Source organism: Corynebacterium sp. HFH0082 (genome assembly GCF_000411235.1).
In the GTDB taxonomy this organism is placed as follows: domain Bacteria; phylum Actinomycetota; class Actinomycetes; order Mycobacteriales; family Mycobacteriaceae; genus Corynebacterium; species Corynebacterium jeikeium_D.
Genome location: NZ_KE150404.1, coordinates 1,842,190 through 1,865,810, shown reverse-complemented (window position 1 = coordinate 1,865,810; position 23,621 = coordinate 1,842,190). Strand labels below are relative to the sequence as shown.

Here is a 23,621-nt window from a genome sequence, read left to right as displayed (position 1 = left end):
CTTGTTAGAATACCGCTATCCCCGGACAGCCATGCAATAGGCACGTCCGGTGAACTGGAAAACTACCGTCCCATGACATTTACCAACCGCGACCCGGTTGCGCATAGGCCTCGCGCTCGAGAATGGCGGCTCGACGGAAGATGTTGCGGATAGATTTGAGCTCCGCATCGCTGGCCGTAGACATATTCTCTTCAAGGACCTCGAGAGCCTGCTGAACACTGTCAACATACTCGGGGTCGGAATACACCTCCACCCAGTTCGCGATCGCGGAATCCGCATCAACCAGCGATTTTCCTTGCAGAGTCAGCTCGGTTGCAATCCACATTTCGGCGACGATACTGGTTACGGCGACCCGATATGGGTTGAAAGCGCTACAGGAAGAATGCACGTCCAGCAAAAGCTGTGTGATGGTTGTCGGCTCGATGTCCTCGAGCGCCGAAGAAGTCTCTTCCAGCCCGTTATTGCTCAATTCCAACGCACGCACCAGGGCTTCCTGTGCGAGTGACGACCACAGAACCTGTTCCTTCGGGCAGGGTGCTTTGGTTGCCAGATGCGACAGGACTGGGAAAACTTGGTGCAAGTACCAGGCCTCTTGCGCTACGAAGAAGTTGGTTTCGTCCGAGGAAAGGTCGCCGCGGAGCATCGTGGGGACGCTGAACATTCCGCCAATCTCGGCAACGATGTCCTCGATGTCCCGCCACAGCTGGGAAGTAAAAGGACCAGCCGGAGCAATCTGGAGTGAGTGGCCGAAGAAAGATTCCAGCTCCTTCGGCGGCTGCTCAGTATCAGTGCCTTCGACGGCCTCCGGGTAAAAACTGGAGTTCAGATGCACTGGTTGCATTCGGCGAAGCGCGACCTTTTCCAGGCGACGAGCCCTGTGGCCGTGGTCAATGGGGCCGTGCCCCTGGCCGACGTTGAGGTTATCCGCGAAACGAATGGACTCGCTGAGCCAGCGTGTAGTCCAGCGCAGGGCATCATTAATCGCAGAGCCCCCACCAATCCGTGTGGCAAGAGCAGCAGACAGCGAACAACCCGTGCCATGGGTGTTCTCAGTGTGAATGCGGGGAGAAGAGCTGAAGAAAACCTGGCCATCGGGGAATGCCACGGCATTGCCGGCTTCTTCATCACTTAAGTGACCAGTTTTTGCAATCACGATGACATCGTTTTTGCTCGCGAACTCCAGCGCCTGCTCAATCAGCTCAGTGAAGTCGCTGGCCTCCGGGGCGTCGGCAAGCAATGCCAGTTCGGGAACATTCGGCGTGATGACGGTGGCTTCCGCGACCAAGTCGCGCATTGCGTCCATGGCATCTTCGTCAAGCAGACGGTCGCCAGAGGTGGCGACCATAACCGGATCGAGAACAACCACGGCTGGCTTGGTCTCCCGAACCCAGTTGGTGACGGCCTGCGTGAGTTCGCGTGAACCCAACATGCCAATCTTCACCGCGTCGATGGTGACATCCTCAGTTACAGCAGCCAGCTGCTCGACGAGGAAGTCAACAGGTGGAGTGTGGACGGCACGAACGCCCACGGTGTTCTGAGATACCAAAGCGGTGACCACGCCCATGCCATAACCACCGGCGGCGGCGATTGATTTTAAATCGGCATGGAGCCCAGCGCCACCTGTTGGGTCTGTGCCGGCGATGGAAAGAACTCGTGGCACAAAATCAGGCTTTGCCTTCTTGGGAAATGGCATCTCAGACCCCTTTTAACTTCAAGAGCGTGAAGCGACAGACTTCAAGACTACGCTTCAACCTCGGAGCGGTCGCCAGACCAGAGGGTGTGGAAAGCACCCTCGCGGTCAACACGCTGGTAAGTGTGCGCACCGAAGTAGTCACGCTGCCCCTGAACCAGTGCTGCCGGCAGACGCTCCGCACGCAGGCCGTCGTAGTAAGCCAGCGAGGAGGAGAACACCGGAGCCGGGATACCCATCTGTGCTGCAGTGACGACAACGTCGCGCCACGCGTCGAGGCACTCGGTGACCTGGTCACGGAAGTACTCGTCGAGTACCAGCGCCGGCAGCTCCGGATTGCGGTCGTACGCTTCCTTGATGCGGTTCAGGAACTGTGCGCGGATGATGCAGCCACCACGCCAGATGGTCGCCAGCGCACCGCGGTCAATCTCCCAGCCGTACTCCTTGGCACCAGCGTTAATCTCATCGAAGCCCTGCGAGTAGGCAATGATCTTGGAAGCGTAGAGCGCCTTACGGACGCGCTCCACAAAAGCATCGCGATCTTCCGGTGCCTTAGCCAGGCTTCCCGACGGCAGGTTGCGGGCAGCCTCACGCTGAGCAAGGGAAGACGACAGGGCGCGAGCGAACACGGCCTCGCCAATACCAGTTACTGGAATGCCCAAGTCCAAAGCGGCCTTGACCGTCCAACGGCCGGTGCCCTTCTGACCAGCAGCATCAACGATGACATCCACCAGCGGCTTGCCTGTCTTCTCATCGACCTGAGAGAGAACCTCAGCGGTAATCTCGACCAGGTAGGAGTCCAGGTCGCCCTTATTCCACTCGCGGAAGATATCTGCAATCTCGGCAGGGGTGAGGCCAGCGGCCTCACGCAGCAGGTGGTAGGCCTCGCCAATTACCTGCATATCCGCGTACTCGATGCCGTTGTGGACCATCTTTACAAAGTGGCCAGCGCCATCGGAGGAAATGTGAGTACAGCACGGAACGCCATCAACGTGAGCGGAGATGGACTCCAGCAGCGGGCCGAGGGACTCGTAGGACTCCTTCGTTCCACCCGGCATAATGGATGGGCCAGTCAGAGCACCTTCTTCACCACCGGAAATACCAGTGCCAACGTAGTGCAGGCCACGGGCGCGAATAGCCTTCTCGCGACGGATGGTGTCCGTGTAAAGAGAGTTACCGCCATCAATGATGATGTCGCCGGGCTCCATCACGTCGGCAAGCTGATCGATGACCGCATCAGTAGCGGCACCTGCCTGAACCATGATCAGAGCGCGACGCGGGCGCTCCAGCGAAGCGACGAACTCTTCAATGGTCTCGGACGGGATGAATGAGCCTTCATCACCGTGTTCAGCGATGAGGGTGCGAGTTTTCTCCGGGCTGCGGTTGTACACGGCAACGGTGTGTCCCTTGTGGGCGAAGTTGCGTGCGATATTCGAGCCCATGACGGCGAGCCCGACGACACCAATTTGTGCGAGTTCATTGTTATCGGTCATGCCCACCATCTTAAAGCCTGGCCGGGGTTCGTTGTATCTGGGACTCAGAAATTGTTACTGCTTTTAACGTTGAAACTGCCACGAGTGATGGCGTGCGCTGGCACAATGTTTGGCATGACTGACGAGACTATTGCGAATAATGGCAGTTCACAGGACTCGAACTCTGCAGCTTCTTCCGCCGAGCAGGCGAAGAGGAAGGCGCTGCGCGATTATATGACACTGGCGACGAAGGCTAGCCAGGAAGCGCTGAGCGATGAGGAGCTGGCTGTTTTTAACAGCACCTTGGGCGATAACGGAATCGGCGGTCTAGATACCTTGCTGGGCACGAAGTTTGTCCATGTCGGGCCGGAGCGAATTCAGATGGAGCTCGAGGTCGGGCCCGACCACCTGCAACCGTGGGGCCTAGCCAATGGCGGTGTTTATTGCTCGCTAGGTGAGACTGCTGGCTCTATTGCTGGTTTCGTTGCCTGCGGTGCGAAGAAGCCGGTCGTCGGTGTGAACAACAACACCGATTTTTACCGCTCCGCCCGAGCTGGCGAGGTAATCGTTACCACGGCGGAGCCAGAGTACCTGGGGCGCACCATGCAACTGTGGCGTATTGAGCACACCCGCAAGGCAGATGAAAAACTGCTGGCCCGCACCAACCTACGAATTGCGGTACTCGACAAGCCGCTGTAGCAAATCGTTATAGGTGGTAACGGGCCTGGTAGGAAGCTCGCAGGTGGCTTGTCGTGATTAGCTGTTTTCTAATCTGGCCACCTGCAAGTTAACTACTTGTTCCTTTTTGCGCGGTGCTCGCGGCGAGTGTCGCGAACCTCCAGCGGCAGATCCTGCTCAGCCTTGTCCTTGTTGAACTCGGCCAGGCGGTCGATGGCGTTGCGTGCGTACATCTGCTGGCGGGTGGAAACCATCTGCCAACGGTTGCGGTCCAGGACGTTCAGGCCCCAGCTGACGCAGGAGACGAGGCGGTTGCGGAAGCCCACCAGGAACATCAGGTGGACGGCCAGCCACAGAATCCAGCCGATGAAGCCGGTGACCTCAACCTTGCCCATCTTCACCACTGCGGAGAAGCGGGAGACGGTTGCCATGGAGCCCTTATCGAAGTACTCGAACGGCTGACGCTCTGCGACGTCGCGGCCGTCGGCCTCAGCTGCAATGTTGGCGGCGACGTACTCGCCACCCTGAATAGCAACCTGAGCAACACCCGGCAGGTTCTCGCGGTTGGACATGTCGCCCACGACGTAGACGTTCTTGTAGTCGCCAGCTGTCATGTCCTCGTTGACAACGACACGGCCAGCGCGGTCGGTCTCGGCGCCAGTCTGCTCGGCAATCATCTTGCCCAGCGGGGAAGCGGACACGCCGGCGGACCAAATCTTGCAGAACGACGGGATGAACTCCTCGGTTCCATCCTTCATGTTCTTGTAGGTGACTCCCTCTTCATTGACGTCAGTCACCATCGCGCCCAGCTTGACGATGACGCCCATCTTTTCCAGGGACTTCTGAGCCTTGCGGCCCAGACGCTTGCCAAACGGCGGCAGAACCTGCGGTGCGCCGTCGAGCAGGACGACGCGTGCAGCGTGCGGGTTGTAGCTGCGGTAGGACGATGCGAGGGTGCGGTTAGCCAGCTCGGCCAGCTGGCCAGCAAGCTCAACACCGGTCGGACCAGCGCCGACAACGACGAAGGTCAGTAGGCGCTCGCGCTCAGCCGGATCGTTGGTCAGCTCGGCGCGCTCAAACGCGCCGATGATGCGGGCACGGATTTCGAGTGCGTCGTCGATGTTCTTCATGCCCGGAGCAAACTCGGCAAAGTGATCATTGCCGAAGTAGGACTGGCCAGCGCCAGCGGCAACCAGGAGGTGATCGTATTCCCACTTGGAAGTCTGGTGACCCAGTTCCGAAGTCACAACCTGCTTTTCGACGTCGATGTCGGTGACATCGCCCTTGACAACACGAACGTTCTGAACACCGTCGAAGATCGTACGAGTGGACGGAGCGATTTCGCCCGAGGACAGGATGCCCGTTGCTACCTGGTAGAGCAGTGGCTGGAACAGGTGGTGGTTAGTGCGGTCGATGAGAGTGACGTCGACCTCGGCGCCCTGCAACTTCTTCGCCGCGAACAAGCCACCGAAACCCGAACCGATGACGACCACGTGCGGGCGTCCGGAGTGCGGGCGGTACGGAGTCTCGGTCATGTATTTTCTCCTCACAGACTTTAAAGTTCTCGAAGTTTTAGATTCGGCTTTTAGCCGGCAAGCCACAATAGTAATCCTCTCGGTGCGCCACCGCCTATTCTGGGTCCCTGCGCGGTAGGCTTCGAGAGCAAACTCAGTTCGTTATTCGTACCTTTATGCGGCGCGATTGTTAGGAGGTTCGGGCAGGGTGAATTCGGCAAGCCGGCAGGCAATTGACGCAGAGCGATGGCCTCGGGTTGCGCGTATTCCAGAGGGGCGTTTCCTAGCGAAACGTGCCGAAATGATGGAACGCTCTTTTGAGCGGCTCTGCCAGGACAACGGCATTGAACTGGTCGAATCCGGTGAGTTTGTCGGAGAGTCCTTCATTACTCGGTCGACGGGTGACGCCGATTTGGCTATCGACGGAGTCGGTGGTGCCAGCTCTAGCGGCGGCAGTGAATCTCCCACTAGTTCTGAATCGTTTCGTCCAGTCATTTTCAGCGTCATTGATCCTGTTTTCTATTCTCGACTAGCTGATTCAGAATGGCTCGGATTGGGGGAGGCCTATCTCGCGGGCGAATGGTCCAGTGATGATTTGCCAGAGCTTCTCAGCCGACTGCTCAGCGCCGAGCTTGATATTGCTTCGTTGGGGCCGCTGGCACGTGGTCTGATGAAAGTCGCGCGTTCACGTCCGCGTCTCGATGGGCCAGATATGGCGGGAGAGTTGCCGACCTCATTGCTGGAGCTCTATTCCGGCGAATTGCTGATGGGCGGTTCCGGCCTGTTCGCCTCCGGAGTGCGTACCTCGTCGCGGGAACAGATTCAAAACTATGCCCGTGGTGCTGGCAAGGGTGGGGTTCCCTCGCACTGGTCAGTTGACGTGACTTATGTCGATGCCCCGAAATCCGTCGCGCGTGCCGATTTTCTGCATGCTCAAGTGCGCAATATTGAGCACATCCTCGATCTGGCTCGAGTGCGAGCCGGCGACCGTGTCGCCGAATGGCCGTCGGCAGGCGGAGAAATTGCCCTTCGAGCTGCAGAGAGGGGAGCGGGTGCGGAGGTTATTACCGTCTCTGATGACCACACCGAAACGGTGCTGGAACGGGTGGAAAAAGCCGGATTGCGCGGCGCGGTCGATGTGATCCAGATGGATCGCAACATTCCGTCGCCACGCGAATTCGAGTCCGACTTCGAGGCGGTTATCAACGTCGGGCGTCTGGAGACCTTCGGTCGTGCAGGTGCGCTGCGCTGGCTGAAGAGCGCCGAGCGTCTGCTTGTCGACCGCGGCACCATCGTCGTCCAAATGGTGGTAGCGACGGACAAATTCGATGCGCTCGCCGAGCGCAGCTTGGACCTCGTACGCGCTTACGTGTGGCCGCAGCTGCAGCTTTTCACCATGGAAGAGCTGCGCAAGATGGTGGACCGGGAAACCGGCCTGCGTATCGCGGCGGAAGAGTACATTCCGGCGCACTTCGCGACGACCTTGCAGCTCCAGCGAGATTTCTTTGCGGCGCATGCGCGCGAAGCCGCTGGTATCGGCTACGACAGAGTGTTCCGGAGGATGTGGAATTACTATCTGTCGCTGTTTGAAGCGCTCGTGCGCGCAGAGAAAGTCACGCTCGTGCAGGTCGAGCTCGTGCATGCGCCACGCAGGCCTCACTAGCAGTGGGCGGCTCCGGGCGCGTTGGAAATTCGCCAGATAAATAATGCCTGTAAAAATAAATCACGTTTTTAGGCAAAACCACCTCAAAGGTGATGTTTAGGGTCTAAAAACGAAACTATGAACGCACAGAGCACCACACGTACTGCAGACATTGTTGTCGTCGGCGCCGGACTTGCCGGATTGGTCGCGACGTATGAGGCCACGCAGGCCGGCAAGAAGGTCATCCTTGTCGATCAGGAGAATGCCAACAACCTCGGCGGACAGGCTTTCTGGTCGCTGGGAGGAATCTTTCTCGTCGACTCGCCAGAGCAGCGCCGCCTGGGAGTCAAGGACAACCGCGAGCTCGCTGAAGCTGACTGGTTCAACTCCGCGCAGTTCGACCGCGAGGAAGACAACTGGGGACGCAAGTGGGCCAAGGCCTACCTGAACTTCGCGGCAGGGGAGAAGCGTGACTACCTCCGCAATCTCGGCGTGAAGTTCCTGCCTGTCGTCGGGTGGGCTGAGCGCGGTGAAGGGCGTGCCGACGGTCACGGTAACTCGGTACCCCGATTCCACCTCACCTGGGGCACAGGCCCCGAAATCGTCCGCGTTTTCGCAGAGCCGGTCGCTGAGGCTGCGAAGAAGGGCCTGGTGGAATACTGTCATCGCCACCGCGTTGACGAGGTGATTGTGGAAGATGGCCGCGCCGTCGGCGTGCGTGGCAAGATTCTGGTTCCCTGTGAATCTTTAGAGCGAGGAGTGGCGTCGTCACGCGAGGAAACAGGGGAGGACTTTGAGATCCGCGGGTCGGCCGTGTGCATTGCGACGGGCGGTGTTGGCGGCAACCTGGAAGCCGTGCGTAAGTGCTGGCCGACCGAGCGCCTGGGCGAGATGCCGAAGGACATGGTCTGCGGTGTGCCAGAGCATGTTGACGGCCGTGGTATCGAGATTGCAGAGCAGGCCGGCGCAAACCTCGTCAACCGTGACCGCATGTGGCATTACACCGAGGGCATGAAGAACTGGAATCCCGTGTGGCCGAATCACGGTATCCGTATCATCCCGGGGCCGTCGGCCATGTGGTTCGACGCAGAAGGAAACCGCCTGCCAGCGCCATATATTCCGGGCGCCGATACTGTCGGCACGATGAAGCACATTCTGGCTACCGGACACTCTTACTCCTGGTTTGTGCTGAATAAGAACATCGTGGCCAAGGAGTTCATTTTCTCTGGCTCAGAACAGAATCCGGATCTGACCGACAAGGAGATCAAGAAGCTGATTGGCAAGGTGACCTCTGGTGTTGCCGCACCTATTCAGGCGTTTATGGATAACGGCGAAGACTGGGTGGTTGCCGACGATCTGCCAAAGCTGGTCGAGGGGATGAACGAGATTGTGGAGGCGAGCTCGGGCGGGGAGTCCGGAGCCGCAGCGCCGAAGATTGACATGGAGAAGCTCGAGGAGCAGATTCGTCAGCGCGATATGCAGACCGGTAACCCCTTCTCCAAGGACTACCAGGTCAATTACGTCAACGTGGCCCGGAACTTCCTCGGGGACAAGATCATCCGCTCCGTGCCGCCATCACCGATTTTGGATCCGAAGAACGGCCCACTGATTGCTATTCGTCTGCGCATGCTGACCCGCAAGACGCTCGGTGGCATCGAGACCACCCTCGACGGCCAGTGCTTGCACCCGGACGGAACTCCCTTCGAGGGGCTCTACGCCGCAGGCGAGGCCTCTGGCTTCGGTGGCGGCGGCGTCCACGGCAACAACGCGCTGGAAGGTACATTCCTGGGCGGCTGTATTTTCAGTGGCCGCCAGGCAGGCCGCGCGATGGCGGAAGTGGTTAAGTAGCTCCCGCATACCGCACAGTTCGGTAGAAGAAACCGCGCCTACTCCAGCCCGATGGAGAATGCACTTTCCAGGTCGTGCTGAGAGTAGGTGCGGAAAGCCAGCTGAGTCTGAGTGCGAATAACACCGTCGACCTTGCTGATGAGATTTGGAATGATTTCCGCCAAATCATCGTGATTAGTTGCGCGCACCACGACGACCAAGTCCCAGTCACCAGTAACGGAGTAGACCTCAGTCACGCCGTCGATCTCGACGATGGTCTCGGCGGCCTCCGGAATCCTGTCAGCTTCGACATCGATGGACACAATTGCGGTAATCAAACTCATGGCTGCCTTTCCTCGGAGTTTAAACGTGGGGCCCGCTGAATAGCGTGGCCCGGACCGCAAGGTACGCAAGATTGCTCAAGATACTGCGGCCCGGAATTTCATTTCTGTCACGATTCTACTGATTTCCAGAAAACAGCCTGGAGGATCCGGACGAAAGGCGGTAAAAAGGGCGCTATGACACAAACCGCATTTCAGTCCAACCCAGTCCAGCTTTCCGGAGACCTGCCCCAGGTGGGCAACAAGGCTCCGGAGTTTACCCTCACCGGTGGCGACCTCGGGGAGGTCACCAATGAGACCTTCGCTGGTAAGAAGGTCGTCTACAACATCTTCCCGTCGGTAGACACCGGTGTTTGTGCAGCTTCGGTGCGTCACTTCAACGAGGACGCTGCTGGGCTGGACAACACCGTCGTAGTTAATGTTTCGCGTGACCTGCCGTTCGCTCTCGGCCGCTTCTGCGCTGCAGAAGGCCTGGACAACGTTGAGGTTGCCTCGGACTTCCGCCACGGCTTCGGCGAAGCCTTCGGTGTTGTCCAGCAGGATGGCCCGCTCGCCGGCCTGCTTGCTCGGGCCGTAGTCGTCACTGACGAAGAGGGCAAGGTCATTTACAACCAGCTGGTCGATGAGATCACCACGGAGCCGGACTACGACTCCGCACTGGCTGCACTGAAGTAATTAGCTAACAAGCTTTCAGCAGCAAGTAACCAGCTGGAATCGACGGGGCTCGTCGGCGCACTCGCTAGGCTGTTGCCTGGCGGACTTCGCCGACGAGCTCTTCTAGTACGTCCTCCAGCGCAACGATTCCGCTGACAGAGTTCTCCGAAGTACTATCTTCCTCCGTCACCAAGGCGAAGTGAGCCTGCTCGCGCTGCATAAGCCGCATGACCGTCTGGAGCTTGGAATCCGGGCTGACGCTTGCGAAGGTGCGAATCAGATTCCGCGGGAAGGGTCGGTCGCGGTGACCGTCGTCAAGCGAGAGCAAATCCTTGACATGAAGGTAGCCGATGAAGCTGCCATCGGCATCGGTGATGGGGAAGCGGGAAAAGCGCGTGCGTGCGCTGAGCTCTTCGATGTCGGCGACGGTGGCGTCGGGGCCAATGGTAACGAGGGTGTCGAGTTGCATAGTGACATCCGCGGCGGTGAGATGCTCGAAGCCGAGAGCTTTGTGGAGGAGCGCGAGCTCGTCATTGTCGAGAAGGCCCTGACGCCCGGACTCGGCGACGAAATCCTGCACCTGACTAGCGGTGAAGGAGGAATCGACCTCGTCCTTCGGAGTGGCGCGAAGAACCTTGCGAACCACGATGTTCGCGGTCGTATTCATCGCCCAGATAACCGGATTGAGCACCCGCACAATCACATACAGCGGAATAGCCACGAACTTCGCCGTCGGGCTGGGGGCCGCAATAGCGATGTTCTTCGGCACCATTTCGCCGACAACCATGTGTAAGAAAGTGACAATCAGCAGTGCCAACGCCAGCGCAACCACGTGGGCGGTGCCCGCGGGGAGTCCCAGCGCTGTCATGTAGGGCTCGAAGAAGTGCGCAATCGCAGGCTCGCCGACGGCACCGATGAGCAGGGAACAGGCGGTAATGCCCAGCTGTGTTGCCGCCAGGGAGACCGACACGTTTTCGATACCACGCAGCGCGTACTTTGCGCTGGTAGAGCCGCTGACGGCATCCGGTTCAATTTGATCGCGGCGAGCCGAGACCATCGCAAATTCAGCGGCGACAAACCAGGCATTGAGGGCCAACAGCAAAATAAGAGTAAGTAGTGGCATGTTCTAGCCCTCCTTTTCGCTGTTGTGCTCGACGTGGTTGTGACTGGTGCCGTCCTGGTGAGCGCCTTCATCCGTGCGCGTGACCTTGTTGCCGGCGCGGTCCACCTGGACACGAATACGGCCAACGCGGTGACGCGCCATGCGCTCGACTCGAAAAGCAACTTCAGCGGTGGTAGGCAAGTTCTCCTCATCGAGGTTTTCGTGGTCGGTGGCTTCGACCGTAATCGTGTCGCCGAAGCGAGGCATGCGATCCAAGCGTTCGGTGATAAATCCACCAATAGTGTCGGATTCTTCGCCCTCCGGCAGGACCAGGTTTAGGATCTCTCCCAACTCATCAGGGCGCATGAGACCGGAAACAATCACCGTATTGGGGCTAATCCGGCTGTAGAGCAACGAACGATCGTCCTGTTCATCGTCAATTTCACCGACGATTTCCTCGACGAGATCCTCCAACGTCACAATGCCGTCCGTGCCGCCGTACTCATCGACAACCACTGCGAACTGGTATGCATCCTCACGCAGTTGACGCATCAGCGGATCAAGTGTGGTCGAGTCATTTACCACGAGTACATCTTTGGCCAGGCTCGCAGCCGACGTCGTCAAGCGTTGTGCGTGTGGCACGCTGAGCAGGTCGGTGTAATGCACCACGCCGCGAATGTCGTCGACGCTATTGCCAACGACGGGGAAGCGTGCATGTCCAGAATCTGCGACGACCGTCAGCATCTCTGCGACGCTCTGATTTTCGATAAAGATAATCTGCGTGCGTGGCGTCATCACATCAGCCGCCGTGCGCTCGCCGAACTCAATCGATCGCGCCACCAACTCGGCGGTCTGCGGGTTAATCTTTCCTTCATCGCTAGAGCGCGTGACGACGGCACGGAGTTCCTCCGCGGTCCTGGCACTGGCAACCTCTTCCTCAGGGGAAAAGCCGAGCCGTTTTAACACCCAATTAGCCGCGCTGTTAAGTAGCCAGACCAGCCAGCCGAATGCGAACATGAAGGCATTCTGTGGTCTGACCACGAGGTTTGCGACTTTAGTGGGCTCGGCGATGGCCCAGTTTTTGGGGACGAGTTCGCCAAAGACCATTTGAGTGAAGGTCGCGATAATGAAAGCGCCCGTAGTGCTGATTGCAGTGACGGTGGCGGGAGAGATGCTTGTGCCACCAAATGCGGCTTCGAGGAGGACGCCGAGGGAAGGTCCGGTCAGGAAACCAGCGACGAGGCTGGTGACTGTAATTCCCAGCTGAGCTCCGGAGAGGTTAGTAGAGGTGCGTGATAGAGCACGGTCTACTAAATATGCGGACTTTGAGCCGGCGTTTGCGGCGTTCTTGACGTCGTTTCTATTAACCGTGAGGTAGGAAAACTCGACAGCAACGAAAATTGCGTTGGCGAAAACGAGGAAAAGAAAGACCGCTAAGACGATGAGTGCGGATACAATCACGCGGCATCACCTGAAGTGTTCGCTGCGTTCGCTGGGGATGCTGCGGCGGTTGCTGCGGTGATTGCGCTTACTGCGGCTACAGAGAGCCCGTCAACGTTGGCGCGAGGCTCTGGGTCGTCGGACGAGCCAGATCTATCTGATGTGTCGGACGCATTGGGTCTGTCTGAGCTGCTGGATGTGTCTGAGAGTTCAGGCATGCGAGAAATCTTACTAAAAATTCCTTAGACCTGACGGCAATGGCGCATCGGCGGTAATGGGGAGGACGGGATCCTAAGGCCAAAATGTCATAATGTATATTATCGGACAAATAATGAAAGTGGTTGGCCCTGGGGTTTTCTGAATTTCCAGGGCTGTCGCCTTCTTCGCCGCCGCCTTTTCTGCTGCCGTGTTCTATCTTGGCGCTTGATCTATGCCGTCGGGATCATTGCTCATTGTCCTTGGCGTTCGCTGCAAGCTCATCCGCGTTGCGGACGGCAATCTCTTCCCGTAGCCGCTTGTTCTGCCATAGCGTCATGCCAATCAGGAGTATGCCGACAGCCACGAGCCACCACACGCCCTTGTAGGCCACGAATGCAATGAAGATAATCAGTAGTACCATTCGCACCTTTCGTGCGAGCAACATTGCTTCGTAGGTGTTCATATCGTTGTGACTCCCAACTGGCCTGCCAAAATTGTTTTTGGCAGGACTTCTGTGGTGTGTGACTAAATGGCTTTATTGCGTCACAGTGACGAATTGAGGTGTATTTTCGCTGGCTATAAGCCTCTTTGGATTAGCGCTACTGCGATTCTCTTTAGATGGCTGTGTCTGCCAGCCGCGAAACCTACGCGTCCTACGCGTCCTGCTTCTCTGCGACAATGCGCAGATTGAGTTCGCCGTTCTCCTCGATGGATGCAGCTACAAACTGTGGCAGGCGCACGTTGTAATCCAGGCGGTTGATTGGCAGAGTGCCCGACAGCAAAACCAGGTTTTCGGTACGAGCGGCCTTCATTGGCACGGTGACGTCATTGGTGACGCCGCGGATGGTCAGGCGTCCCGGAATCTCGATATTCGCCCACTGGCCGTTATCTGGAATGCTTGAAATATCGAGTGGCTCTGCAAGCTCAAACTTAGCTTCTGGGTACTGATCAACACTGAAGATATTGTTGCGGACATTGATGTCACGACGTTCAATATCGCTAGTCAGAGTTGCCATGTCAACAACAACGGATGCGTCCTCAAGATTGTTGTCAGCAACCTTCAGCTCACCGGTGACATCGTGAGTGGAACCGGACGTCGTACGCCTGCTGCCCGGCAGTACCTCGTTAAAAGTAAAACCAACGGAAGTGTTCTGTGAGTTATCGCCACCGATAATCTTCCAGGTGCCATTCGCATCAGTCGTTGCTGCAGGCAGCTCCGTGGCCTCGAAATCCCCAGTACGCACCCCTTCATGCGTGAAAACGCGATACAAAACTGGCCCCACAATAACAATTGCGAGCGCAACAACTGCAACGGCTATCAAAGTAATAATTGACTTACGGACACCAGAATTCATAGTGCTCATCCTATCCTTTTAATCCGCTATGGGATAAACCGTTCCACCTCGCGCGTTTTCATAATCAATTCCTGCGTAATCTCCTGCAGGACGGCAGTCTCCATGCCGTCGTCAAGCGCGGTGCGCAAGTCTTCGGCGAGACAACGTACTTCGAAGAGCCCGTCCCCTATTCGCTTTACGACGTCATCGCCCGCCGGCCTGCTCGTGGCATCGGTGGCGGTCTTCAGCGTGAGATCCGAATTGATTCGCTCGGCAATCGGCCTGGAAGCGCCTTTTGCTACGCCAGTGCGTTTTTCATACGCGCGCTGCCGGCAGGCTTGGCTGCAGAACTTGCGACGGCGACCGCGGATAGCGACCTCCATTTCGCGGCCACACCACTGGCAATTGGCGGTAGTTGTGCTCGGCTTTTGATCTGACACAGAAGTCAATTATGGCATGAATACAGATTAAGGCGTTATAATGTGTGGTCTAGTATTTCTACCAAAGGGGGCACGTTCCACATGGCAGATCGAGTTCTTCGTGGCAGTCGCATGGGCGCCGTTTCGTATGAGACCGATCGCGATCATGACCTCGCGCCGCGAATGATGGTCCGCTACCGCACTGAATCCGGTGAGATCTTCGAGGTCCCATTCGCGGATGACGCGGAAATTCCAGGTGAATGGCTGTGCAAGAATGGCCAGATTGGTGAGCTGGTTGAAGGCGAAGGCACTGAAGCCAAGCCGGTGAAGCCGCCGAGGACTCACTGGGACATGCTCCGTGAGCGCCGCTCCATTGAGGAGCTCGACGTGCTGCTGGATGAGCGCGTTGACTTGCTGCGCAAGCGTCGTCGTAACGCCGCTCGCCTGCTGAAGGCTCAGAAGGAAGCCGAAGAAGCAGAGAAGAACGCTTAAGGTTTGAGCTGGTTTGCGCTAGTGAGCTTTAGAGCTTTGTAGGCGTCAATCAAACACTGAAATTCGGGTCCGGATAAGGTTTTGCCCCTTATTCGGACCCATTTTTCGTTGGTGCCTGGCTGCGGCGGGTCGAGCCGAGTTACTGACTGCGTTTATGACAAAAATGGCCTGGTAGGGTCAGGCGGTCATTGCATCATGGATAACACCAGAGATTACCTCCCGGGGAGTTAACCCGTCGAGCACTACCCGCGGCCGGTTATTCAGCAATGCTTCCGCCTCGGCGACCTCTTGGTCGGTGACATCGGTAAAGTTGGTGCCTTTGGGGAAATAAAACCGGATATCCCGGTTCATCCGCTCATTGCTACCTCGCTGCCACGGCGAATGCGGATCGGCGAAAAACACCTGGATATTCTCCGCGACAGAAAACTCCGTGTGTTTGGCAAACTCCACCCCTTGGTCCCAGGTCAACGTCGAAATCGTGGTGTCCATCGACTCTTTGAGCCGACGAATCATCCGTACCATCACCTCATTGACACTGGCGGCAGTATGGTCAGTGCCGAGTCTGCCGAGCAGCACAAACCTGCTGCGGCGTTCCACCAACGTCGCTAAAGCACTGGTGCCATCTGCGCCAATAATCAAATCGCCTTCCCAATGACCGGGTACCGCACGATCATTGGCTTCGGCTGGGCGAAGTGAAATATTGGCATCATGAGTCCAGCGTTTTCCACGTGGCTTGGGCACCCCTGCGAGAAGCGAGCGGGGTTTACGCCCTGGCCGGGTAGTCCGGCAGGACTTTTCAAACACAAGTTCTTTGCGCAAGCTGCCTGCCCCTTGTACGTAAAGGGCCTGGTAAATCGACTCGTGGCTAATAGTCATGGACGTATTATCACCCCACAGTGCAGCCAACCTGCCACTGGCCTGACGCGGCGAGGCGCCACGGTTGAGCAGATTGACAACCTGGGCGCGTAAGAATCGATTGTCATCGAGTTTGCGCGGCTTTGGACGAGCAAGACGCCCGCGGCTGGCCTGATCAGCGTGATAGGCATCGTAGATACCATCGACGCTGTTGCGTGCGATTTCACGACTGATAGTGGATTGACTACGACAGACTATCTGGGCGATACGCCGGTGCGAATGACCTGCCCGCAGGCAATCGGCAATAATTAAGCGTTCCGCCAGCCCTAGCCGCCGACCAGCGCCAACACGAGATACATCACCAGGTGTTATCCGACTGCGGGTATTCATAGTGGTTAATCTAGCCCGCCGGTTGTACACCGTGGTTGTGCACACCCCAGCCTGCGCGGCAATCTGGGCAACACTATATGTGCCGGCCATAAGCATCTCGTAGATCACGCGGTGCTTATCCATCATCGATAACTTCGGGCAGTGCGATTGGTGCTGAATCGCAATTCCGGCTTGTCGCGCCCACCGCCTGACAGTTGGTGAGGGAATCGCTAAATCGCGCCCAACCGCGCTTGCTGATGCCCCGTTGGCGATGTGTTGAAGCGCAATGGGTTTGATGGCACTGTATTTCGTTCGGCGGGTTTGCTTCACTACTTCTCCTGGTCGAAAGTGGTGATGCATTCACCGCCTGAACCTACCGCCTGAAAAATGGCTTGAAACTGTCATAAACTAAGTCAGTTTCACATTTGCAGCCCCCATTCATACAGGCAGCCCGCAGTCATACAGGCAGCCCGTCTCCACACGGGCAGGCCGCAATCTTTGGGGCTGCCCTAGCCCTACTTGCGGAATCGCTGCTTAAACTCGTGACCAGCCAGGCGACCAATCTCCGACCCCAGGTTTTTTACCTGCTGCGAGCGGTGCTTGAATCCCCACTTGGTGACCTGCAGCAGAGACTGCTTCACAAAGCTGCCATCCATCTTGGACTCGCCGTACTCGCGCTCAGTAAAGGTGATCGGAACCTCCTCCACCAAGAAGCCCGCCTGTACAGCCTCAAAAGCGAGCTCGGTCTGGAACAGGTACGCAGCCTTGCCAATGTTCTCGAGGTCAAGGGTTTCGAGAACTTCCCGTCGATAAGCACGGTAGCCAGCGGTGATATCCGAGATGCCCGCGCCGAGCGCCAGCGAGATGTAGAGGTTGCCGCCGCGGGAGAGAACCTGACGGCTCATTGGCCAGTTGACGGTCTTGCCGCCCGGAATGTAGCGGGAACCGATGACGACATCGGCACCGTCCTCGAGCTTCTCCAGCAGCAGATGGAACTGCTCTGGTGCGTGGGAGCCGTCGGCATCCATCTCGCAGAGAACCTCGTAGTCTCGCTCGAGACCCCAAGCGAAGCCCGCGCGGTACGCACCCCAGAGACCGCCCTTGCCCTCGCGGTGCAGGACGTAGATGTGTTCTTCGCCGTTGTCCGACTTGTCAGCGGCAGCGATTTCATCGGCGAGCTCACCGGTGCCGTCTGGTGAAGAGTCATCGACAACCAAAATGTCGACGCGAGGCTCCGCTGCGCGCAGGCGTGCAATCACGCCCGGCAGGTTTTCCCGCTCGTTGAAAGTGGGAATGACAACCAGCGTCGACTCATTTAGGGCAGTCACTCGTGATTCTCCTTAGTGCATGTTCTGCTCAGTATCCCGGCCATCAACTTCATCTGCGCCTGCCCTGGCATCTCCGCCACGGCGACGCAGGACGGCACCAACCACACAAAGAATACCGAATGCGGTCAGTAGACCTTCAATCCACGTCTCGAAGCGGGCTGCAAAAGTCAGGTGGGCGTACTGAGGCAGAGTTTCAGTGAGTACCTTCTGCTCGAAGATTTTGCTCTGCTTTACGACGTCTCCGTGCGCATCCACAATCGCGCTCACACCGCTGGTTGCGGCGACGGCCGTGGAGCGTTGGAACTCCATGGCTCGCATGCGGCTCATGGCCAGCTGTTGGTAGGTCATGTCGGTGAAACCGAAGGTGGCGTTATTTGTGGGCGTGGCCAGCATGGTTGCGCCGTGGTTGACCGCGTTGCGGAAGGCGCCATCGAAGACCACTTCGTAACAGGTGGCCACGCCTAGATTGACCTTCTTTAAACCATCTGTGCCTGGCGTTGTGACCACGGCATCGCCGTTGCCCGGAGTCATGTCTCCGGCGTGAGCGACCATGTCGGAAAAGTGGCGCAGTAGCTCGCGGAATGGCATGGTTTCGCCGAAGGGCTGGAGATAGATTTTCTCGTGCTGGTCGCCGGGGCCGGTCTGCGGATCCCAGACCACCATGGTGTTTTGCACCCCATCGGTGTAGGTAAAGGTGCCGACCACGATGGGAGCGCCAATATTCATCGCGGCGTTTTCGATAATGCGTGCCGCTTCCCCATCCGTAAACGGGCTGACATCGGAGGAGTTTTCGGGCCAGATGACGATATCCGGTTGCTGTTCCTTACCTTGGTGGACACGTCGTGCCAGCTCATTGGTGGCATCGGCGTGGTTTTGCAGGACTGCGCGGCGCTGGGCATTGAACTCTAAACCGAGGCGAGGAACATTGCCCTGGATAACCGCGACACGGGTGTTGTCAGCGGCCGTAGGCTCAGGCAGTGGTTGGGTCCACGCAGGAAGAACCCAGCCGACGAATAACGCTCCCACCAAAAGCGCAGCGGAGGTTGCATAGGAACGTAGCGTGAGCGCGACCAGTCCCGCACCAACGCAAGCAGCGAGGAAAGTGACCAATGCAGTGCTGCCGATTGCCACTGCTGGGGCCAGCGGGCCGTCGACCTGCCCCCAGGCAACGCGGAGCCAGGGGAAGCCTCCGAAAGGCCAGCGGGCTAGCAGCGCCTCCCCTGCCACGAGCGCAGCGGCCATGCCAGGGAGCTTCAGCGCGAGGGGGAAACTGGATTGGGCAATCAGCCACATCGCAAGCGCCGCCGGAATTGTCAGGAGACCCAGCACAATTGAGAGCGCCACGTAGGGGCCAATGCCGACGAAGGAGCCGATCCACGGCAGTGAGAAAAGTGCCGTCGCTGTTGCCCAGCTGAAGCCCACCACTACGCTGGATTTCCAATCGGCTGCGCAGAAGAAGGCAAAAATGAGCAGGGCGAGGCCGATCCAGGCCGTCCACCACCAGCTCATGGGCGCATAGCTTAAGAACTGCAATCCACCAGCGAGGATTGCAATGAAGGCGAGAACGAGGCGCTGCTTTAGTGGGGTAAGCGCGCGAAAGCGCGCCTGCCAGCGATTCGGATTCTCCGGAATGCCTTTCGAAGCGTCTTTCTGAGCGACGTTCCCGTGCTCGCTGGAGCGCGCTTGGCGGTTAGTGTGCACTTGTATAAGAGAACTCTCTACGTTTGCGAGTTTTTGAGTTAGCGCTTGTCGCTGTCGTCCTGGTCATCATCCCAGGCGTTGTCCGGTGCCGGTGGGACGATTTTATCCTGTGGGAAGGCCTTGCCATCCGCACCCGGGAAACCACCAGAGAATCCAGGGAAACCCGAAAAACCGCCAGCACCAGCGCCAGTTCCTGGAGCACCGGGGTTCATGCCGTACTGAGAGACCACCATCATGCTGCGGTCACTGAAGTTGCGGAGTCCGTTGAGCAGCGCCACCGATCCGCTCTTACGAATCAGCCAGCGAGTCGGCGGTAGCACCATGAGGAAACCAACAACGGTGGTGACGACGCCCGGCAGGGCAATCAGCCAAGAGCCAACCAACAGAATTGCCGAGTCAGCCACAAAGTGTCCCGCGCCCTTTGCCGAGCGCTTGATTGCCTCCTCCGGATGCTTCTGTCCGTACTCAGTAAGAGTACGAGAAGTATCCAGCAGCAACTTCTGGTAGATGCGCTTGAACTCGATGGCGGCGAAAACCAATCCCAGAATGAATAGACCCAGAACCAGCAGGACGGTCCAGCCATAGCCAATCCATTCACCAAGTGCGATAAAGGCCGCAATCTCGGCGATGAGGTAAATAATTGTGAACCACTTGCTCATAGTTCCCCAGTGTAACCGCCACTAGATGAGCAAGTGGTTACGGCTATCGGCCGGTTAGACCACGACTAGCGGTCGCCTACCGGTCGCCTAGCGGTTACCTACCGGTCAGCGCGCTCCTCCAAGTCGCCCTCTGTATCCAGGTAGGTCTGGCGCAGCAGATCCATGCGTTCCTGGTCGGGGTTTTCCCACATACCGCGCTCGGCGGCCTCCATCAGGCGCTCGGAAATATCGTGCAAAGCCCACGGATTCGACTGTTCAAAGAACTCGCGGTTTTCCGGGTTCGCAACGTACTCGTCGGTAAGCGTTTCGTACATCCAGTCATCCATGACCTGCGCCGTCGCGTCGTAACCGAAGAGGTAGTCGACGGTTGCGGCCATTTCGAAGGCGCCCTTGTAGCCGTGGTTACGCATGGCCTGCATCCAGCGTGGGTTGACTACGCGGGCTCGGAAGACGCGTCGAGTCTCCTCGTGCAGGGTGCGGGTGCGCACGGCGTCCGGGCGCGTGGAATCTCCCACATACGCCTCTGGAGCGGAACCCGTCAGTGCACGGACCGTGGCGATCATGCCGCCGTGGAACTGGAAGTAGTCATCGGAGTCGGCGATATCGTGCTCGCGGGTATCGGCATTCTTCGCGGCAACCTGAATACGGCGGTAGGCCGTCTTCATGTCGTCAGCTGCCTCTTCCCCATCGACGCCGCGGCCATAGGCGTAGCCACCCCAGGTCGTGTAGACCTTTGCCAAGTCCGCGTCATCGCGCCAGGAACCGGAATCGATCAGCTGCAGCAGGCCAGCTCCATAGGTGCCCGGCTTGGAACCGAAGATGCGACGCGGGCGCTCCTGCTGGTCGGCCTTCGCATGGGCGCGCACGTAGTTGTCCTCATCGGATTCATCAAGCTTGACGACGAGCTGAAACGCATCATCCAAAAGGTCGATAACATGCGGAAACGCATCACGGAAGAAGCCGGAAATACGGACGGTCACGTCAATGCGCGGGCGGCCCAGCTCCTCCAGCGGAATCGGCTCAAGGCCGACAATACGGCGAGATGCGTCATCCCACACCGGATGCACACCAATCAACGCGAGCACCTCGGCGATGTCATCGCCCGAGGTACGCATGGCGGAAGTGCCCCACACCGACAGACCAACCGACTTGGGGTACTCACCGTGGTCGGCGCGGTAGCGCTCAATCAGGCCATCGGCGAGGTTAACACCGGTTTCCCAAGCCAGGCGCGACGGCACCGCCTTGGGGTCAACCGAGTAGAAGTTGCGGGCAGTCGGCAGTACATTGACCAGGCCGCGCAGTGGTGAACCAGAGGGGCCAGCTGGAACGAATTCGCCATCGAGAGCGGAAAGAATGCGCGGGATCTCCTCGGCGGTAGCAGCCAGGCGCGGGAGAATTTCGTCGCGGGTGAACTGCAGCAGCTCGACAACCTGATCAAGGCCGTTTGGTGCCGCGATATCGGCAAATTCCTCGGAGCCGAGCACATCAGCCGCGATCTGTGTCACCGGTTGGTCGGGATTCTTCACCACGGCGGTTACCAGCGCCGTAGCCAGTGCATCGATAGAGTCCACAGCGTGGCGTTCATCGGTGCCATCCTCGGCCAGGCCGAGAGCTTCGCGCAGGCCCGGCAGGGTCTGCTTGCCGCCCCACAGCTGGCGGGCGCGCAACATGGTGGTCACAGTGCCGATCAGGGATTCATCTTCCGGTGCCTGGCTGAGCACGTGGAGGCCACCGCGGATGGCGACGTCCTTAATCTCGCAGAGCCAGCCGTCGACATGCATGAGCATGTCATCGAAGACCTCCTCGTCCGGGCGCTCGTCCCAGCCGAGGTCGCGGTCCATCTTCGCGGCGGTCAGCAGCGTCCAAATCTCCTGGCGGATGGCCGGCAGCTTGGCCGGGTCCATGGCGGAGATGTTCTGGTGCTCGTCGAGAAGCTGTTCCAGACGGGTGATGTCGCCGTAGGATTCGGCGCGGGCCATCGGCGGAATGAGGTGGTCGACCAGAGTGGCGTGAGCACGGCGTTTGGCCTGTGTGCCTTCGCCCGGGTCGTTGACCAAGAAGGGGTAGATCATTGGCAGCTCGCCGATGGCAGCATCCGGGCCGCAGGAAGCGGAAAGGCCGACGGTCTTGCCCGGCAGCCACTCCAGGTTGCCGTGCTTGCCCATGTGAACCACGGCATCAGCGCCGAAACCGCCCTGCGCCTGCGACAGCGACAGGAAGCGGTAGCAGGCCAGGTAATGGTGCGTCGGCGGCAGATCCGGGTCGTGGTAGATACCCACCGGGTTGTCACCGAAACCGCGCGGTGGCTGCACCATGACCACGACATTTCCGAAGGTCAGGCCCGCAATGTAGATGTCCTGGGTATCCGGGTGGACGTACAGGGTGCCCGGCGCGGCACCCCACTTGTCCTGCATGTCGGAGCGAAGTTCTTCCGGCAAGGTAGCGAAGAACTTCTCGTAGGTGGCAGCGGGCAGGCGGAGTTCGGCTGCCTCCATAACCTCTTCGGTCAGCCAGTCCGGGTCTTGGCCGCCGGCCTCGATGATGGCGTGCATGAACGCATCTGGTTCATCGGCACCATTCTCGGCGGTGGCATATCCGGGGATTTTGGTGGTGTCGCCGAGGTTGTATCCGGCGTCGGCAAGCGCGTGCAGCACCTTCAACGTGGATGCTGGTGTGTCCAGACCGACAGCGTTGCCGATGCGGGCGTGCTTGGTCGGGTACGCAGAGAGCATGACGGCGACGCGCTTGTCAGCGTTGTTGATGTGGCGGAGCGCGGCGTAACGGGTGGCGATGCCGGCCAGGCGGTCGCAACGCTCGAGATCCGGGACGTAGGAAATGAGCTCGTCGGAGTCGATTTCCTTAAACGAGAACGCGACCGAGATGATGCGGCCGTCGAATTCGGGGACGGCGACCTGTGTTGCGACGTCCAGCGGCGACAGACCTTCGTCGTTGTCCTCCCATGCCGCCTTGGACGAAGTCAGGGCCAAACCCTGGATGATGGGAATGTTCAGGTCTGCGAGTGCGGCGACATCCCAGCCGTCATCGTCCTGGCCGGCCTGCGCGAGTGCCGGGCGGTTGCCGCCAGCGGCGAGCACCGTGGTGATGAGCGCGTCGCAGGAAGCTAGCTCTGCCAGCAGTTCATCGCTGGCGGTGCGCAGGGACGCGGCGAAGATAGGCTTGGCGACGTAGCCGCGAGCCTCGACCGCGTCAGCAAGCGCCTCAATGTAGTGCGTATTTCCCGCCAGGTGCTGGGCGCGGTAGTAAATAATGCCGACGGTGCCGCGGGAATCTTCCGTGGCCACCTTGGAGTCGCGCTCCAGGAAACCCCAGGCCGGCATGCGAGTGGGCTCTTCAAAGCCAAGACCGGTCAGAAGCAGTGTGTCCGACAGGAAATTGTGCAGCTGTGCGAGGTTCTTTGCGCCGCCTTCCGCCAGGTAAATGTGCGTTTGCGTGGCGACGTTTGCGGGAACTGTCGAATACTCGGTGAGTTCGGCATCGGGTGCCTGCTCACCGGAGACGAGGACGGTGGGAATACCGGAGTTCACAAAGTAGTCGATGCCGGATTCCCAGGCGCGGCGGCCACCGAGAAGTCGGATGATGACGACATCGGCGCCGTCGGCAAGCGTGGGCAAATCATCGTCGAGCAGACGCGCCGGGTTTGCCCAACGGTAGGACACCTCCGGGTTGGCCTGAGCGGCCGCGCGGGCGGACAGAAGGTCGGTATCCGAGGTCGACAGCAGCAGAATCACGGTGTAGACATTCACTTCCTGGGGAGCAACGCGTCCCCGGTCGGCGGGAGTCTGCCTTCTAACCGATGACGAGGTCTGACTGTGACAGTGGCGCGACCGTGCGGATTTTCACCGAGCTTCTCGTCAGAGGCATGGCAGTGGATTTCTCCATCACTCT

Annotated in this window: 19 protein-coding genes; 5 read left to right on the top strand and 14 right to left on the bottom strand. The window is 58.8% G+C overall.

The features are described from left to right. Positions 1 to 79: 79 nt before the first annotated feature. Together HMPREF1206_RS08075 and gndA are read right to left on the bottom strand one after the other, a co-directional pair. Positions 80 to 1,693 (bottom strand): bifunctional hydroxymethylpyrimidine kinase/phosphomethylpyrimidine kinase, encoded by a 1,614-nt coding sequence (locus HMPREF1206_RS08075; protein ID WP_016422829.1) that lies wholly within the window; start codon positions 1,691 to 1,693, stop codon positions 80 to 82. A gap of 47 nt (positions 1,694 to 1,740) precedes the next feature. Beyond that, complete coding sequence (gene gndA, locus HMPREF1206_RS08070) at positions 1,741 to 3,192, bottom strand: NADP-dependent phosphogluconate dehydrogenase (RefSeq protein WP_016422828.1); 1,452 nt, start codon at positions 3,190 to 3,192, stop codon at positions 1,741 to 1,743. 105 nt (positions 3,193 to 3,297) lie between these two features. Between gndA and HMPREF1206_RS08065 the strand changes: the two genes are divergently transcribed. Continuing rightward, positions 3,298 to 3,861, top strand: coding sequence for a PaaI family thioesterase (locus HMPREF1206_RS08065; RefSeq protein WP_231367197.1), 564 nt, complete (start codon positions 3,298 to 3,300; stop codon positions 3,859 to 3,861). Positions 3,862 to 3,953: 92 nt separating this feature from the next. Here the strand turns inward: HMPREF1206_RS08065 and HMPREF1206_RS08060 are convergent, their stop codons facing one another. Then, positions 3,954 to 5,375, bottom strand: a complete 1,422-nt coding sequence (locus HMPREF1206_RS08060; RefSeq protein WP_016422826.1) for an NAD(P)/FAD-dependent oxidoreductase — start codon at positions 5,373 to 5,375, stop codon at positions 3,954 to 3,956. A 187-nt stretch (positions 5,376 to 5,562) separates the two neighbouring features. On the opposite strand from HMPREF1206_RS08060, the gene HMPREF1206_RS08055 reads away from it, so the two are divergent. Both HMPREF1206_RS08055 and HMPREF1206_RS08050 read left to right on the top strand, forming a co-directional pair. Next, positions 5,563 to 7,017 carry a class I SAM-dependent methyltransferase gene (locus HMPREF1206_RS08055; protein ID WP_016422825.1) on the top strand — a complete coding sequence of 485 codons (1,455 nt, stop codon included), beginning with the start codon at positions 5,563 to 5,565 and terminating at the stop codon, positions 7,015 to 7,017. Positions 7,018 to 7,134: 117 nt separating this feature from the next. Beyond that, complete coding sequence (locus HMPREF1206_RS08050) at positions 7,135 to 8,844, top strand: FAD-binding dehydrogenase (RefSeq protein ID WP_016422824.1); 1,710 nt, start codon at positions 7,135 to 7,137, stop codon at positions 8,842 to 8,844. 38 nt (positions 8,845 to 8,882) lie between these two features. Here HMPREF1206_RS08050 and HMPREF1206_RS08045 read toward each other — a convergent pair whose 3' ends face one another. Further along, positions 8,883 to 9,167 carry an Lrp/AsnC family transcriptional regulator gene (locus tag HMPREF1206_RS08045; protein ID WP_016422823.1) on the bottom strand — a complete coding sequence of 95 codons (285 nt, stop codon included), beginning with the start codon at positions 9,165 to 9,167 and terminating at the stop codon, positions 8,883 to 8,885. A 174-nt stretch (positions 9,168 to 9,341) separates the two neighbouring features. Between HMPREF1206_RS08045 and tpx the strand changes: the two genes are divergently transcribed. After that, positions 9,342 to 9,839, top strand: coding sequence for a thiol peroxidase (tpx, locus tag HMPREF1206_RS08040; protein WP_016422822.1), 498 nt, complete (start codon positions 9,342 to 9,344; stop codon positions 9,837 to 9,839). A gap of 64 nt (positions 9,840 to 9,903) precedes the next feature. Here the strand turns inward: tpx and HMPREF1206_RS08035 are convergent, their stop codons facing one another. From HMPREF1206_RS08035 to HMPREF1206_RS08015, 5 genes are all read right to left on the bottom strand, one after another. Further along, positions 9,904 to 10,941 (bottom strand): hemolysin family protein, encoded by a 1,038-nt coding sequence (locus tag HMPREF1206_RS08035; RefSeq protein ID WP_016422821.1) that lies wholly within the window; start codon positions 10,939 to 10,941, stop codon positions 9,904 to 9,906. 3 nt (positions 10,942 to 10,944) lie between these two features. Beyond that, positions 10,945 to 12,381: a hemolysin family protein gene (locus tag HMPREF1206_RS08030; RefSeq protein WP_016422820.1), complete on the bottom strand. Its 1,437-nt coding sequence runs from the start codon at positions 12,379 to 12,381 to the stop codon at positions 10,945 to 10,947. Positions 12,382 to 12,802: 421 nt separating this feature from the next. Beyond that, on the bottom strand, positions 12,803 to 13,021 hold the full coding sequence (locus HMPREF1206_RS08025) for a hypothetical protein (protein ID WP_016422819.1): 219 nt from the start codon (positions 13,019 to 13,021) through the stop codon (positions 12,803 to 12,805). A gap of 190 nt (positions 13,022 to 13,211) precedes the next feature. Then, positions 13,212 to 13,922 carry a YceI family protein gene (locus HMPREF1206_RS08020; RefSeq protein WP_042388721.1) on the bottom strand — a complete coding sequence of 237 codons (711 nt, stop codon included), beginning with the start codon at positions 13,920 to 13,922 and terminating at the stop codon, positions 13,212 to 13,214. 17 nt (positions 13,923 to 13,939) lie between these two features. Then, positions 13,940 to 14,332, bottom strand: a complete 393-nt coding sequence (locus HMPREF1206_RS08015; protein ID WP_224783748.1) for a hypothetical protein — start codon at positions 14,330 to 14,332, stop codon at positions 13,940 to 13,942. Between the two features lie 81 nt (positions 14,333 to 14,413). Between HMPREF1206_RS08015 and HMPREF1206_RS08010 the strand changes: the two genes are divergently transcribed. After that, positions 14,414 to 14,803, top strand: a complete 390-nt coding sequence (locus tag HMPREF1206_RS08010) for an RNA polymerase-binding protein RbpA (protein WP_005511311.1) — start codon at positions 14,414 to 14,416, stop codon at positions 14,801 to 14,803. Positions 14,804 to 14,980: 177 nt separating this feature from the next. Here HMPREF1206_RS08010 and HMPREF1206_RS10990 read toward each other — a convergent pair whose 3' ends face one another. The 5 genes from HMPREF1206_RS10990 to cobN all read right to left on the bottom strand — a co-directional run bounded on the left by HMPREF1206_RS10990 (position 14,981) and on the right by cobN (position 23,464). After that, positions 14,981 to 16,174, bottom strand: a complete 1,194-nt coding sequence (locus HMPREF1206_RS10990; protein WP_231367154.1) for an IS30 family transposase — start codon at positions 16,172 to 16,174, stop codon at positions 14,981 to 14,983. 368 nt (positions 16,175 to 16,542) lie between these two features. Further along, positions 16,543 to 17,355, bottom strand: coding sequence for a polyprenol monophosphomannose synthase (locus HMPREF1206_RS08000; RefSeq protein ID WP_016422816.1), 813 nt, complete (start codon positions 17,353 to 17,355; stop codon positions 16,543 to 16,545). A gap of 12 nt (positions 17,356 to 17,367) precedes the next feature. Next, the gene (gene lnt / locus HMPREF1206_RS07995) at positions 17,368 to 19,056 is read right to left on the bottom strand and encodes an apolipoprotein N-acyltransferase (RefSeq protein WP_016422815.1); all 1,689 of its coding nucleotides are present in this window, start codon (positions 19,054 to 19,056) and stop codon (positions 17,368 to 17,370) included. 38 nt (positions 19,057 to 19,094) lie between these two features. Beyond that, positions 19,095 to 19,715, bottom strand: coding sequence for an FxsA family protein (locus HMPREF1206_RS07990; RefSeq protein WP_016422814.1), 621 nt, complete (start codon positions 19,713 to 19,715; stop codon positions 19,095 to 19,097). A 98-nt stretch (positions 19,716 to 19,813) separates the two neighbouring features. Beyond that, positions 19,814 to 23,464 (bottom strand): cobaltochelatase subunit CobN, encoded by a 3,651-nt coding sequence (cobN, locus tag HMPREF1206_RS07985; RefSeq protein ID WP_042388717.1) that lies wholly within the window; start codon positions 23,462 to 23,464, stop codon positions 19,814 to 19,816. Positions 23,465 to 23,621 lie beyond the last annotated feature (157 nt).

Bases quoted from the DNA above. Each gene is read 5' to 3' on its own strand.
- HMPREF1206_RS08075 (WP_016422829.1), bottom strand. From the start codon at position 1,693: ATGCCATTTCCCAAGAAGGCAAAGCCTGATTTTGTGCCACGAGTTCTT.
- gndA (WP_016422828.1), bottom strand. From the start codon at position 3,192: ATGGTGGGCATGACCGATAACAATGAACTCGCACAAATTGGTGTCGTC.
- HMPREF1206_RS08065 (WP_231367197.1), top strand. From the start codon at position 3,298: ATGACTGACGAGACTATTGCGAATAATGGCAGTTCACAGGACTCGAAC.
- HMPREF1206_RS08060 (WP_016422826.1), bottom strand. From the start codon at position 5,375: ATGACCGAGACTCCGTACCGCCCGCACTCCGGACGCCCGCACGTGGTC.
- HMPREF1206_RS08050 (WP_016422824.1), top strand. From the start codon at position 7,135: ATGAACGCACAGAGCACCACACGTACTGCAGACATTGTTGTCGTCGGC.
- HMPREF1206_RS08045 (WP_016422823.1), bottom strand. From the start codon at position 9,167: ATGAGTTTGATTACCGCAATTGTGTCCATCGATGTCGAAGCTGACAGG.
- tpx (WP_016422822.1), top strand. From the start codon at position 9,342: ATGACACAAACCGCATTTCAGTCCAACCCAGTCCAGCTTTCCGGAGAC.
- HMPREF1206_RS08035 (WP_016422821.1), bottom strand. From the start codon at position 10,941: ATGCCACTACTTACTCTTATTTTGCTGTTGGCCCTCAATGCCTGGTTT.
- HMPREF1206_RS08025 (WP_016422819.1), bottom strand. From the start codon at position 13,021: ATGAACACCTACGAAGCAATGTTGCTCGCACGAAAGGTGCGAATGGTA.
- HMPREF1206_RS08020 (WP_042388721.1), bottom strand. From the start codon at position 13,922: ATGAGCACTATGAATTCTGGTGTCCGTAAGTCAATTATTACTTTGATA.
- HMPREF1206_RS08010 (WP_005511311.1), top strand. From the start codon at position 14,414: ATGGCAGATCGAGTTCTTCGTGGCAGTCGCATGGGCGCCGTTTCGTAT.
- HMPREF1206_RS10990 (WP_231367154.1), bottom strand. From the start codon at position 16,174: ATGATGGATAAGCACCGCGTGATCTACGAGATGCTTATGGCCGGCACA.
- HMPREF1206_RS07990 (WP_016422814.1), bottom strand. From the start codon at position 19,715: ATGAGCAAGTGGTTCACAATTATTTACCTCATCGCCGAGATTGCGGCC.